Origin of the sequence: Shewanella sp. 10N.286.51.B2 (genome assembly GCF_041469265.1) — a bacterium.
Classification (GTDB): domain Bacteria; phylum Pseudomonadota; class Gammaproteobacteria; order Enterobacterales; family Shewanellaceae; genus Shewanella.
Genome location: NZ_JBFRKH010000042.1, coordinates 29,709 through 42,422 on the forward strand (window position 1 = coordinate 29,709; position 12,714 = coordinate 42,422).

Annotated in this window: 13 protein-coding genes; 10 read left to right on the forward strand and 3 right to left on the reverse strand. The window is 41.7% G+C overall.

What is annotated here, in order from left to right:
• Positions 1 to 15: 15 nt before the first annotated feature.
• The 6 genes from AB4140_RS11475 to AB4140_RS11500 all read left to right on the forward strand — a co-directional run bounded on the left by AB4140_RS11475 (position 16) and on the right by AB4140_RS11500 (position 4,513).
• Positions 16 to 1,173 carry a chemotaxis response regulator protein-glutamate methylesterase gene (locus AB4140_RS11475; RefSeq protein WP_102439502.1) on the forward strand — a complete coding sequence of 386 codons (1,158 nt, stop codon included), beginning with the start codon at positions 16 to 18 and terminating at the stop codon, positions 1,171 to 1,173.
• Positions 1,166 to 1,591, forward strand: coding sequence for a hypothetical protein (locus AB4140_RS11480; RefSeq protein WP_372000999.1), 426 nt, complete (start codon positions 1,166 to 1,168; stop codon positions 1,589 to 1,591). Before AB4140_RS11475 ends, AB4140_RS11480 begins: the two co-directional genes overlap by 8 nt.
• A 73-nt stretch (positions 1,592 to 1,664) precedes the next feature.
• Positions 1,665 to 2,456 carry a ParA family protein gene (locus tag AB4140_RS11485; RefSeq protein ID WP_102439503.1) on the forward strand — a complete coding sequence of 264 codons (792 nt, stop codon included), beginning with the start codon at positions 1,665 to 1,667 and terminating at the stop codon, positions 2,454 to 2,456.
• The gene (locus tag AB4140_RS11490; RefSeq protein WP_102439504.1) at positions 2,440 to 3,522 is read left to right on the forward strand and encodes a chemotaxis protein CheW; all 1,083 of its coding nucleotides are present in this window, start codon (positions 2,440 to 2,442) and stop codon (positions 3,520 to 3,522) included. Before AB4140_RS11485 ends, AB4140_RS11490 begins: the two co-directional genes overlap by 17 nt.
• 8 nt (positions 3,523 to 3,530) lie before the next feature.
• Positions 3,531 to 4,025, forward strand: a complete 495-nt coding sequence (locus AB4140_RS11495; RefSeq protein ID WP_076540271.1) for a chemotaxis protein CheW — start codon at positions 3,531 to 3,533, stop codon at positions 4,023 to 4,025.
• 89 nt (positions 4,026 to 4,114) lie between these two features.
• The gene (locus AB4140_RS11500) at positions 4,115 to 4,513 is read left to right on the forward strand and encodes a DUF2802 domain-containing protein (protein ID WP_102439505.1); all 399 of its coding nucleotides are present in this window, start codon (positions 4,115 to 4,117) and stop codon (positions 4,511 to 4,513) included.
• A 20-nt stretch (positions 4,514 to 4,533) separates the two neighbouring features.
• Here the strand turns inward: AB4140_RS11500 and AB4140_RS11505 are convergent, their stop codons facing one another.
• Together AB4140_RS11505 and AB4140_RS11510 are read right to left on the reverse strand one after the other, a co-directional pair.
• Positions 4,534 to 4,833 carry an EscU/YscU/HrcU family type III secretion system export apparatus switch protein gene (locus tag AB4140_RS11505; RefSeq protein WP_102439506.1) on the reverse strand — a complete coding sequence of 100 codons (300 nt, stop codon included), beginning with the start codon at positions 4,831 to 4,833 and terminating at the stop codon, positions 4,534 to 4,536.
• A 34-nt stretch (positions 4,834 to 4,867) separates the two neighbouring features.
• Positions 4,868 to 6,667 (reverse strand): hypothetical protein, encoded by a 1,800-nt coding sequence (locus tag AB4140_RS11510; protein WP_372001002.1) that lies wholly within the window; start codon positions 6,665 to 6,667, stop codon positions 4,868 to 4,870.
• 481 nt (positions 6,668 to 7,148) lie between these two features.
• Here AB4140_RS11510 and AB4140_RS11515 point away from each other — a divergent pair, with 481 nt between their 5' ends.
• Positions 7,149 to 7,886 carry a VacJ family lipoprotein gene (locus AB4140_RS11515; protein WP_241901018.1) on the forward strand — a complete coding sequence of 246 codons (738 nt, stop codon included), beginning with the start codon at positions 7,149 to 7,151 and terminating at the stop codon, positions 7,884 to 7,886.
• 51 nt (positions 7,887 to 7,937) lie between these two features.
• Positions 7,938 to 9,083, forward strand: coding sequence for a response regulator (locus AB4140_RS11520; RefSeq protein ID WP_102439509.1), 1,146 nt, complete (start codon positions 7,938 to 7,940; stop codon positions 9,081 to 9,083).
• Positions 9,084 to 9,197: 114 nt separating this feature from the next.
• On the opposite strand, the gene AB4140_RS11525 is transcribed toward AB4140_RS11520, so the two are convergent.
• Complete coding sequence (locus AB4140_RS11525) at positions 9,198 to 10,703, reverse strand: peptide MFS transporter (RefSeq protein ID WP_102439510.1); 1,506 nt, start codon at positions 10,701 to 10,703, stop codon at positions 9,198 to 9,200.
• Positions 10,704 to 11,317: 614 nt separating this feature from the next.
• Here AB4140_RS11525 and AB4140_RS11530 point away from each other — a divergent pair.
• Together AB4140_RS11530 and AB4140_RS11535 are read left to right on the forward strand one after the other, a co-directional pair.
• Positions 11,318 to 11,815, forward strand: a complete 498-nt coding sequence (locus tag AB4140_RS11530; RefSeq protein ID WP_372001004.1) for an OmpA family protein — start codon at positions 11,318 to 11,320, stop codon at positions 11,813 to 11,815.
• A 25-nt stretch (positions 11,816 to 11,840) separates the two neighbouring features.
• Entirely contained in the window at positions 11,841 to 12,665 is an 825-nt protein-coding gene (locus AB4140_RS11535; protein WP_102439512.1) for a mechanosensitive ion channel family protein, read from the forward strand.
• Positions 12,666 to 12,714 lie beyond the last annotated feature (49 nt).

Consider the following 12,714-nt stretch of genomic DNA (forward strand, 5'->3'; position numbering starts at 1 on the left):
TTGATAAGGAATGAAATGGCTACCAAAGTTTTAGTTGTTGATGATTCAAGTTTCTTTAGACGTCGAGTCAGCGAAATAGTGAATCAAGATGACGACCTCGAAGTGGTGGGTGTTGCAGTCAATGGCCAAGAAGCCATCGACATGGCTGAGAAATTAAAGCCACAAGTCATCACCATGGATATCGAGATGCCAGTGATGGACGGCATTACTGCTGTGCGTAAAATAATGGCAACTAACCCAACACCGATACTGATGTTTTCGTCTTTAACCCATGATGGCGCTAAAGCGACGCTTGATGCGCTTGATGCCGGCGCATTGGATTTTTTACCGAAACGCTTTGAAGATATAGCCTCTAAAAAAGAAGAGGCCATTAAGCTACTGCAACTAAGGGTTAAAACCTTAGGCAGAAGACGATTATATAAGCCATTACCAAGAACGGTTACAGCTCGAAATGCAGCAGATGCAGCTAACCCTGCAAGCTTGAGAACCACATTAGCATCGAAACCGGCCTTAAATAATCGCTCGCAAGCGAATAATTCACAGGCCAGTAGCGCCCAAAACGTGTGTTCTGCCAGCGCCATTAGAGCGAGCGGTAAAAAATATAAAGCCTTGCTGATAGGCACTTCAACGGGTGGGCCTGTTGCACTGCAAAAAGTCTTAACGGCATTTCCTGCAAATTACCCACACCCAATATTACTTATTCAGCACATGCCGGCTGCGTTTACGCCTGCTTTTGCCAGTCGCTTAAATAGCTTATGTCAGATTACGGTAAAAGAAGCGCAAAATGGGGATGTACTGCAACCCGGTTGTGCTTATTTAGCCCCAGGTGGCATGCAATTGATGGTGGAGCGAAGTGGTTCATTTGGACGTTTAAAAGTTATCGCCGGTAATGCCGAGATGAACTACAAACCCAGTGTGGATATTACCTTTGCATCAGCCTCAAAAGTATTTGGCGGTGATGTATTAGCGGTTGTACTTACCGGTATGGGCGCAGATGGCAGAGAAGGCGCCAGAATGCTGAAAGCCGCTGGAGCAACGATTTGGGCACAAGATGAAGCTAGTTGTGTGGTGTATGGTATGCCGCAAGCGGTTACCGTAGCAGGTTTATCAACTCATTCCATTGCTATCGACAGTATGGCGGAGTCCATTATCAAAGAGACGGCCCGTGGCTAAGGTCAACAAGGCAATGAACACCCAACAAATGTCAGTGGTGTTTTTATTGATTATCGCGGTTATTACGCTGGCAGGATTATATTTTGAGGCGGCAAAAACTAACCGCGAATTGTCTCAACAAGTTGCGCAACTAAAAGCATCGCAAGTGTTGTTAATGGTGCCTGATGAGCAGGCAGCGGACATTGCTGCTTGGCTTGGAAAACATCCAGAACCCACCAAAGCATTAGTGCAAAAGGCGGCGAATGGTGAAGCGGTGACATTAAGCCTAGGGCCTGGAACGACAGCTGAAAATAACCAGCACTTTCAGCCACTGGAACAGCAGAATATACAAACGCTTGAAAACGCTCAAGGGGTAAAAGTAATCCCCTTACCCCATGGTGGGATCAGGATAACCACCCGTGAATCAGACTCACTTTAGAGCAGATTGTAATCTAGTGTAGTCAGTTAATAATCAATTGAATAATAACAATAATAAAGCTATGAGGCGTCATTTGAAAGTTTGGACAATCGCAAATCAAAAAGGCGGCGTAGGTAAAACAACTACGGTTGCCAGCCTTGCTGGCGCGTTAATTAAGCGTGGTCAAAGGGTATTGATGATTGATACAGACCCTCATGCATCGCTAGGTTATTATTTAGGGATTGATTCTGAGCAAATCCCCAGTTCACTTTACGATATTTTTTTGGCGCATAAGCCGTTATCTTTAGCGGATGTTGAAAAGCATATTGTGCCGACCTCAATTGATGGTTTAGATCTTATTCCTGCCTCAATGGCGCTAGCCACATTAGATAGAGCTTTGGGACATCAAGAAGGGATGGGACTGGTTTTACGTAACCTATTAGCCTTGCTAGATGACAAATATGATATTGCTATCATTGATTGCCCGCCTATTTTAGGGGTGTTAATGGTTAATGCTCTGGCGGCAAGTGAACATATAATCATTCCAGTTCAAACTGAGTTTTTGGCCATAAAAGGCTTAGAGCGAATGGTGAAAACCATGGCGCTAATGGGGCGTTCAAAGAAAACAGATTACAGCTTTACCATTTTAGCAACCATGTATGATCGGCGCACTAAAGCGTCACCTGTAGCGTTACAATCCTTGCAGCTAAGCTATCCAGAAACTTTATGGCCTGATGTTATTCCTGTGGATACTAAATTTAGAGATGCCAGTTTAGCCCATGTGCCACTATCCCATCATATGCCCAGCAGCCGTGGGATGAAAGCCTATAATCGCTTACTGGATTTTTTAATGTCTAGGGAGTTAACTCATGTCAAAATCGGTTGATGAAACTGTTTTTGATTTCTTCTCAGTATTATTACAAGAGCCTTCTGATAAGGCTTTAGATGCTGCTACAAGCTGCAATAAACAGACTTCAATCAGCAGACTACAAGTCGCTCAACACACAGACTCTACTAGCAGTACAGAGGTTGCAGAAATTTATGAAGGCTCCCTGCACAATAGTGAAGATAAATATTTACATGCCACAACTAAGTTGGCGGCTCCAAGTCTTCGCTTGCAAACGGTCGCGACGCTGGGTGAATCTTTAAGTTCGTCATTTGCTGAGCCGCAAGTGGATAAAAATGCCTTATCTAAATTATTGGCGGTAGTCTCAGCACCAGTATCAACAACTTCAGAACAATGTGTTGAATCTCCACTTGAGGTAAAGCAAGTACTTAAAGGTACGGTGCAACAGGCAAAGCTGCCAATAGCTCAACCTGCAGCACAGGCCGCGAAATTATCCGTAGTGGATAATAAAGATTCTCAAATCTCAGCCGATATAGATAATCATAAGCGAGCTTATGTTGAAACCGCGGTTATCGACGTCAGTCAGTCGCCCGCTAAAGCTGAATTAGCATCGATTCCGCCAAGTATCACCACAGATTTACAAGATGTTTTAGATGATGAATTTCAGGTGTTATTTTTCAATGTGGCAGGCTTGACGCTTGCGGTGCCATTGGTGAGTTTGGGCGGTATCGTAAAAATTGAACATATTAATCACCTGATAGGGCGCCCCAAATGGTTTTTAGGGGTACAAACTCGTCGAGATCAAAAGGTGAATGTTGTAGATAGTTGCCGCTGGGTGATGCCAGAAAAGTACACCACCGAAATGGCGCAATCTATTGATTATCAGTATATCGTCATGCTTGAAAACAGTGACTGGGGACTGGCATGTGAATCCTTAGTTAACGCGGTAAAAATTAATAAATCTCATGTCAATTGGCGTGAAAAAGCGGGTAAGCGTCCATGGCTTGCCGGCGTAGTAAAAGAACAAATGTGTGGCATTTTAAATGTGCAAGCGCTCATTGAAATGCTAGATGCAGGATTAGGTTGTCAAGATTCGATTGTCTGAGGTTATTTATGACAGATTCAAGAAATGTAGCAGCGGTTGCTGCAGGTAAAGAAGATGTAGTTTTACAGTGGGTTACTTTTAAGTTAGATAATGAAACTTATGGTATCAACGTCATGCAAGTTCAAGAAGTATTACGTTATACCGAAATTGCCCCCGTTCCCGGTGCGCCTATGTATGTGCTTGGTATCATTAATTTACGTGGCAATGTCGTCACTGTGATAGATACTCGTTCACGCTTTGGCCTTGATGCTGCAGAAGTTGATGACTCATCGCGAATAGTCATCATTGAAGCAGAAAAGCAAGTGATTGGTATTTTGGTTGATAGCGTTGCCGAAGTGGTTTACCTTCGCCGCTCTGAAATCGATAATGCCCCGAATGTCGGCACTGAAGAAAGTGCTAAATTCATTCAGGGAGTCAGTAACCGAGATAATGAGTTATTGATTTTAGTCGACCTTGATAAGTTACTATCTGACGATGAGTGGGCAGAAATAACTCAGTTATAAGCGTTTTTTGCGTTTCAACTAAAGCCAGCATTATTATTTGCTGGCTTTTGTGTTTTAATGACAAAAATCAGTCTTATCAGGAAGTATGAATGTCGCAAGAATTGCTTATCACTATTGTTATTTATGTTGTCACTTGTGCCGCAATAGCGATGTTTTTTTCAAAAAGAGCCAGCAAGCTGCAAAGCAAAGTAGATGCATTAACTGTGTTGGTAAAAGAAAATGATCGCCAGCGAGAAACCGTTAAACGAGAGCTGCAGGAATTACGCAGTGGCACTATCGGTGTTGGTAAGCGTGTTTTAGAGTTAGAGCAAAAATTAACTAAACAATCACAGCGCCTAGAAGAGGCAAGTCAGCAAGACCCACAATCTAAATTATACTCTAGAGCATTAAAAATGGTGGGGTTAGGTGCTGGAGTGGAAGAGCTGATTAATGAGTGTGAACTACCTAAAGCAGAAGCGGAATTAATTATCCGTTTACATAAAAAGTAGCTCGTCATTTTGCGAAAGCGCTAAGCTTGTTCAATGATTTTTTGATGTAAGTTATCCCATTGCTCTGGAAATTTACCATCTAACATATACACAAATGCAATGAGCTCGGCGATTAAGGTGTAGAGCTCTTGGGGCACTTGTTCACCGAGTGCTAATAACTGTAAAAATTCACTTAAATTCTCATCTTGATGGATATAGACGCCAGCATCTTTTGCTAGTGCTATTATCTCTTCAGCGACTAAATCTTTGCCTGTGGCGGTGACCGTTGGCGCGCTAATGCCATCAAAGCTTAGCGCGACCGCTTTCTTAATTTTAGTCATTATTTGCTCCTAATTTCACGTCTTAAAGTGCATCTTAAGCATTGGTTTTTACTAGATAATGATCGCCTGGTAATAAGGTTGCGGGTACATTATCAATTACCGTGGTGAACTCTCGCGCGACAAAGCCTGCCTGATTTATTTTTATGCTTAATAGCGCTTGAAAATCACTCACTTTATCTAACAGGCTTTGATTTTCACTGGTAAATTTAACATCAAGAAAATCTCCTATCTTATGGGCATTAACCAATAAAGCCCCCTGAGCCAGATTAAATTTTAATTGCAACCGCCAACTTGTTATCGCGCTGTTATCATTAGAAGAGCCCCGTTCAAACTTGCCCTCTAATTGCTCTTTTCGTGGGCCAATGGAGTAAGGCAGCGCTATATACCAAGCGAGATGCTGATTAGCGTCGCTACTCGCTTGTTGGTATCCGCCAAAGCTAGTGGCTAGTTTGCCTAAGGACTCGACGCTGCGGGCTTTATCTAAGGCACTTAAAAGCAATTGGCTTTGGTCAGTGTTGTTGAGAACTTTTTGCTGCAGTTTATCAAGGTAGTGCTGCAATGACTGGCTCAGCTGGGTGTGAGCGCCTTGGCGTTTAAAGCCAATGAGCAACTGAAATAGTGCGCTAATTGCCCCAGCTGTTAATGCTGTATTGGGTAGCTGCTGCGTATTGGCCAGATTTAAGTTGGTTAAGCTCAGTAGCTCTTGTTTTAATAAGCTTTGATCTGCAAGTTGGGTTAATGGCCGTGGATTTAAGCTCGGCAGTAATGCTAATAAAGCACTGACAAGGGTATTAGTTGCATTATTGCTGCAAGCATTTTTAAGTGGCATTGCGCCAGCTTTATGTAAATTTTGTTTCAGTACTTCAACGGGGCTTTTGTTTACTTGAGCCACAGTTGAGCTTGCAGCGTGTTGATGCGAGTTTACCTGTTGCTGAGGTGGTTTTACATTGGTCACCGTGGTTTCAACACTGGCTCTTAAAGGTATTTGCTCAAGCTTTTTTAATAGCTGACTCAGTAATTGGGCCGGTTCATCTTTTCTTACCACAATATGTTCTGAGATCGCCTTTAACTTATTGTGATTGTTGTCATTGTGGCTATTGGTGTCAATCGTAAACAAATCAGCAGTCGCAACATGCAATATTGGGGTTAATGTTAACAGCGGTTTCCCAGCCACTTGGTTGATATGAGCAAGGTGTTGGCCTTGAGGCAATTTTGCTGATGCTGACACTGAAATCTCAGCCCCGGTATTAAAGCGCAAGTGATTATGTTTTATTTCAACCACAGGTAGCGGGTAACCTTGTGCTCTGGCGGCCAAGGCCAATAATTGCGGTGATGAAATATTATTGCTTTGTGCCAGTTTTAGCAGCTCAATAGGCAGCTTAGTTTGTATCGCAGGTGCGACTAGCACTAACTGCTTATTGGTGAGACTGCTCGTTGTGGCCTGTTTATGAGATGCGGTACCAGTGAGCTTAGTTAATTGCTTTATCGTGTCATTGTTTAACATTAACTGCCCACCAGAACGCAGGATTTGCTGTATTTGATGGCAGGCTGAAAATTGAAATGTTTTATTCGCGACGGCAAAGGTAACCGCGGCATGGTTTTTAGTATCTTGAGATAACTGGGGTATAGATGATGAGCAGGCTGTAGACGCTTGGTTTGTACCTGATAATAGCGATGTCGATGATGATTGTGTTGTCGATGATGACCGTATTGAAGATGACAGCGTAACAGGCACTAAGCTTGCTGGTTTAGCGATATTCGCGCTGGTTAAATTGTGGCGCATTTTTGAGGCTTCAGTTGTCGCCAGTCTTGCTGTGATTAAGCCTTGTGTCATATTTTTTTATCGTCACTCAAGTTGTTTATTGCTATTTACGTAACAATTTACGAAACCATTACCTAACTATCACCTTTAAATATGTTCTATTACAATTTAAGCGTTGATCTCCTACACTCCTTGAGTATCCTTAGCCGTAATTGTTGACTATAGGTGTTGTAGTTGTAGTATTTTTGACTATCAACAGTGATAAATTCGCGCAATTAATACTGTAAATGAAATCTTAAAAGTTTATTTGGCTAACTTAAATAGCGTTACACAGAATAGGTTATACAGACTGTATCGACTTGATAGTCCTTTGCTTTAATCTTCAATGTAAATCTTTGCTAGAGTTAATCTGTAAGCTTTACTGGTAAGTGAATACAAGTTGAATTTGTAATCTAGCGCGACTGAAATAGAGCCTTAACTCAGAGTATTTCAGTATTGAATTTTCCCGAAAGAGAGATGTATGAAGTATAAATTGTTGTTGCTTTCTTTATTGATGGCTTGCAGTGTCTTTTCATTAAAAGCCGAACCTATTCAGCAGGCAAACAAGCCTGATGTCGAAGTCATCTATGATGATCCTCGCGATCCCATAGAGGGATTTAACCGTGCCATGTGGGATTTTAATTACCACTATCTTGATCGTCATTTTTTCCGCCCTATAGCCCATGGATATAATGATTATTTGCCAACACCAGTAAAGTCTGGGGTTAATAATTTTGTGCGTAACTTTGAAGAACCAAGTTCGTTAGTGAATAACGCATTACAAGGTAAGTGGGGCTGGGCAGCCAATGCTGGTGGCCGATTTACCGTTAATACCACTCTAGGACTTTTTGGGGTGATTGATGTGGCAGACATGATGGGCATGACCCGCAAACAAGATGCCTTCAATGAAGTGTTAGGTTATTACGGCGTGCCAAACGGCCCTTATTTTATGGCGCCTTTTTTTGGTCCTTATGTGACAAGGGAACTCGCCTCAGATTGGGTTGATAGTCTATACTTTCCTTTGTCAGAGTTCTTGTTATGGCAGTCAGTCCTTAAGTGGGGCTTGAAAAACCTCGACTCACGAGCATCAGCCATCGATCAAGAACGTCTATTAGATAATGCACTTGATCCATACACATTTGTCAAAGAAGCCTATTTTCAATATATGGATTACAAAGTTTATGATGGCAACGTGCCAGTCAAACAAGATGATGATGAATTACTAGAAGAATATTTATTAGAGCTTGAGTGATATTGCTGAACGATGAGGCTTCTTCGACAGCAGTGCTATCGGGGGAGTTTTATGGCATTAACCAATGTCGCCGTGTTATTAGTTGAAGATGATGCAGTTTTTAGGCAGTTAGTCGCTGACTTTTTAACTCAGCAAGGCGCTGTGGTTTTTGAAGCAGAAAATGGTGAAGAGGGCGTCAAAGCCTTTCAAGCACAGCCTGTTGATATCGTCATTGCTGATTTAAGCATGCCACGCTTAGGGGGCCTTGGTATGCTTAAACAGATAATCGAGTTAAACCCTTCAGTCCCTTCAATTGTCATATCAGGTAATAATGTGATGGCTGATGTCGTGGAAGCTTTGCGCTATGGCGCCAGCGATTACTTAGTCAAACCCGTTTCTGATCTTTTTATCATCCAGCAAGCCATTGAACAAGCTATAGCGCCGCAGGCTCAGTCCGATAAGCTTGATTTTAATGACAGCCATGCAGTTATCAACTCTGCCGCTAAGATGAGCGAAGATTTATCATATCAAGAATTAGCTGATAACTTTAGCCTACTGGAAAGCAGTGCTGAAGCAGCTAAGAGTGTGCAGCAGCAATTGTTTCCTACCTCAAATATTGGTTACCCTAACGCCGATGTTCACTATAGCTTGTGTAAAAATAGTGATGTAAGTGCTTATTTTATCGATTCCACTATGGTGGGAGATAAGCATTTAATGATGTACATGGCGCATTTTTATCCTGAAGATAATCGCGCCGCATTCGGCTGTGTATTAATGCGAAGCTTTGTTAACCAAAAATTAAAACAATACCGTAATGGCGTCAGTAATACCTTAATCGAGCCTTACAATATGCTGAGCTACTTGAATGAGCGTATGGTGACTTCAGGCCTGAACTTGTATGTGGATATGGTGTATGTGTGTGTTGAGCTTGAACACTTCAGAGTTGCGATTGGCCAAGCTGGTAGCGGACTGCGTTGCTATTTACGTAATAATAACGGTTTAGCACCATTGGCGATTTCACCTTCACGACAACTAGGCTCAGATGAGTGGAATAAGCCTAGTATGCAGTTTAGGAGTTTACTGCCAGAAGAAAAGATCTGTATTGTCAGCAGTGATGCAAATCATCGAGCTCGATTACTGAATAACCAATTTAATGGCTTGTTCTATGATGAAGCGCTAGCCGCTGGCGGCTTTATGGAGTTAGCTCTTAAGCTGTAATAGATTAAATGCAAGCTGCCCACGTCATAAACACAGTATTGGATAAATAAAGCTGAAATAAAAAACCTCGCAAATGGCGAGGTTTTTTAATTCATGATGCACTAAAGCTAAGTATTAATGCTTTATTGCTTCATGTTCAGCCGTCACTGCAATTTCTTCAGTTAACGCTTGCTCTTCAGTTTCGTTGTGACCTTCAGCGCCGTGCATCCAATCAACTAGCTTGTCAGCCATGAAGTATAAGATAACCGCTGAGATACCTGCTGTGATCGCAATACCAGCAAAAATAGACATTGCATTGGCAAGTTGATCTTCCACATCACCGCCGTGACCAATTAATGAACCTACTAAGCCACCAATTTTGTTAGCCGCTGCGATAAATAGGAACCAAGCACCCATCATTAATGATGCGATACGCAGTGGAGCCAATTTAGTGACCATTGATAAGCCAATTGGTGACAAACATAATTCACCCATGGTGTGGAAGAAGTATGCACCGACTAACCACCACATGCTTGACTTAGCGTTTGCGTCGCCGCCCATTTCAAGTACAGCACCGATCATGAATAGGAAACCAATACCCAGTAATACTAAACCTAATGCAAATTTAACTGGTGAGTTAGGTTCGTTTTTACCTAAGCGGATCCAAATAGACGCAATAACAGGGGCAAAAACAACGATAAAGATAGCATTAAGTGATTGGAAATAAGTCGTTGGAACTTCCCAACCACCAATCATACGATCGGTAAAGTTGTTAGTGAATAAGTTCATTAATCCGCCAGCTTGCTCAAAGCCTGCCCAGAAAATAACCGTGAATAAACCCATTACCATGATCACTTTAATGCGATCACGTTCAACTTTAGTTAAAGGCTCTTTACGTGTTTCACCTTTAGCTTCATTTTTTTGCTTTTCAAGTTTAGCGGCAGGAACCGTACCGATATCTCCAAGTAGCTTTTGCGCGAATAGGAATTGGATGATTAATGACGCAACCATACCAATACCCGCACAGAAGAAACCTGCTTGCCAGTTGTTAACAAATACTTCTTTGCCGTCAATAACAATGCTATGGCCAAATTGGGTGTATGCCCATGCCACAATGAAACCTGATAATGCCGCACCAACGTTAATACCCATATAGAAGATAGTAAATGCACCATCACGACGGTGATCGCCTTCTTCATATAAGTCACCAACCATAGTTGAGATGTTTGGCTTAAATAGACCGTTACCAATAATCAAGGTGCCTAGGCCAATGTAAAACATGGTTGTTTCTAGACCTGGCATCCAGCTATGTGGTGCTGCTAGGGTAAATTGACCTGCAGCCATTAAGAAGCCGCCAATATAAATCGCTTTACGTTGGCCTAAAATATTATCCGCTAACCATCCGCCAATGAGCGGGGTTAAGTACACTAAACCGGTAAATGTTCCATAAAGAGAAAGTGCGTCTGCTTGAGTCCAACCAAGACCACTACCACCATTAGACTCAACTTTATCGACCAGATAGAGCACCAAAATGGCACGCATCGCGTAATAACTGAATCTTTCCCATAGTTCTGTTGTAAACAGCAGGAAAAGCCCCTTGGGATGACCAAGCATGGTCCCCTGTGGTTTTGCATTGCTCATTAAGTCTTCCACCTTAAGCTTGTGATTTGCCTGCGGGACCACTGTCGCCACAGAAATTGTTGTTTGCAATTGTGATTATGTTCAACGTATTGATATTTTCAGAATAACATTCTGTCGCGTTTCAACTTAGTTGCTATAAATTTAACCACTTTGTTGTTTATTTATTATAGTAAATGTTGTCATTTTAAAGTTTTAAGGATTAAAACCTTAAAAAGCTACCCTTATATACATCTTATAAGCCGTAAAAGTCAATGGCCATGGGCGATCAGCGTTTGTAAATGTAGACGTTGAATCAGTTTTTAACCGCTTGCAAAGATACCTTTGTTGTTTTTTTGGTGCTAGTTGGCAAGCTTTTAGCTGGCAAATGCTATTAAAGTCACCATAACAACGGATAACAGAATTTGTGACGATTATTTAGTATGAGGTCGGTTAGCGGGCTGACAAATAGAATCTATACTTGTTTTAATTGTGTAAACGCTTTGCAAATCTTTAACAAGTATATAAAATGTAACTCATTGGATTTTAGTGTCAAAAAAACAATTTTTAGTTTTATTGCATATTAAGTGTCTGGCCATTGAGTGTAATTAACTGACTTTGATGGCGGAGGCAGGATCTTGTATCGACAACTTGTTTGTTTATGCAGCTTAGTTTTTAGCAGTTCAGTGCTTGCTTGGGTTGATAGTGATCTTGATGGCGTACCAGATAAAAAAGATGCCTGTCCCAATACACAGATTAATACAGCTGTACTTGCCAACGGTTGCCAGCAAAGCTTGGGCTTAGTGAGCGTCAGCCCGATATATTTTAATTTTGGCCAGTCTCGGGTGTTAAGGTCGCAATTACCCAGTATTGAGCGGGCGCACCAGCTCATTAAGGACAATAAGCTTGTCAGTATTTCTTTACTAGGTCACACCGACAACATTGGTAGTGAGCAATTAAACGCCAGTTTGTCAGTAAAAAGAGCCCAATCAGTTAAAGATATTTTGGTCGAGCAGTTTGCGATTGATGCCGATGTAATAGAAGTTAGTGGTATGGGGAGTTTGGCTCCCATATCAACAAATCGTACCGCGCTAGCTAGGCAAAAAAATAGACGCGTTGAATTCAAGTTTGAATAATTATTATTAATAAAGGGAGTAAACCATGGAAAGCATCGAGAGTTTGATGGCACAAGCGCCTGAATTTTTAATCACTTATGGATTAAAAGTTGTGATGGCCATTTTGATATTTATCGTAGGTAAATATCTATCTAACGTAGCTAAGAAATTAACTACAAAACTATTACTGGGCCGTAAAATTGATGAAACCGTAGCATCATTTGTCGGTAATTTGGTTTGGGGCGTGGTATTTGTATTTACGATTATCGCAACCTTAGGTCAAATTGGCGTACAAACAGCATCACTAGTCGCTGTATTGGGTGCTGCAGGTTTAGCTGTAGGTTTAGCGCTGCAAGGTTCATTGTCAAATTTTGCCGCAGGTGTGTTGATGGTTATCTTCCGCCCTTGTCGTGTAGGTGATTTTGTTGAAGCCGCTGGTGTAGCGGGAGTGATTGAAGAAATAACTATTTTCTCAACTAAACTTCGTACTGGCGATAACAAGACCATTATTGCTCCAAACTCAGCGATGATGGATGGCACTATTATTAATTACTCAACTAAAGAAACACGTCGAGTTGATTTAGTTATCGGTGTGGGTTACACCTCAGATATCGCAGCAACCAAGAAAGTTATCTCTTCTGTATTAGACAATAATCAATATGTTCTTAAAGATCCTGCATACACTGTTGCACTAGGTGAACTAGCAGATTGTTCTATTAACTTCGTGGTTCGTCCATGGGTTAACACTGCCGATTACTGGCCAGCTCATTTTGAGTTACTAGAACAGATTAAGAATGCGCTAGATGCTGCAGCTATTGAAATTCCATTCCCACAAATGGATTTACATTTAAAAGAAATGCCAGCTAAATAGCCTATTTAGTGCATTTTGTTCACAAAGCCAGCTATTATGCTGGCTTTTT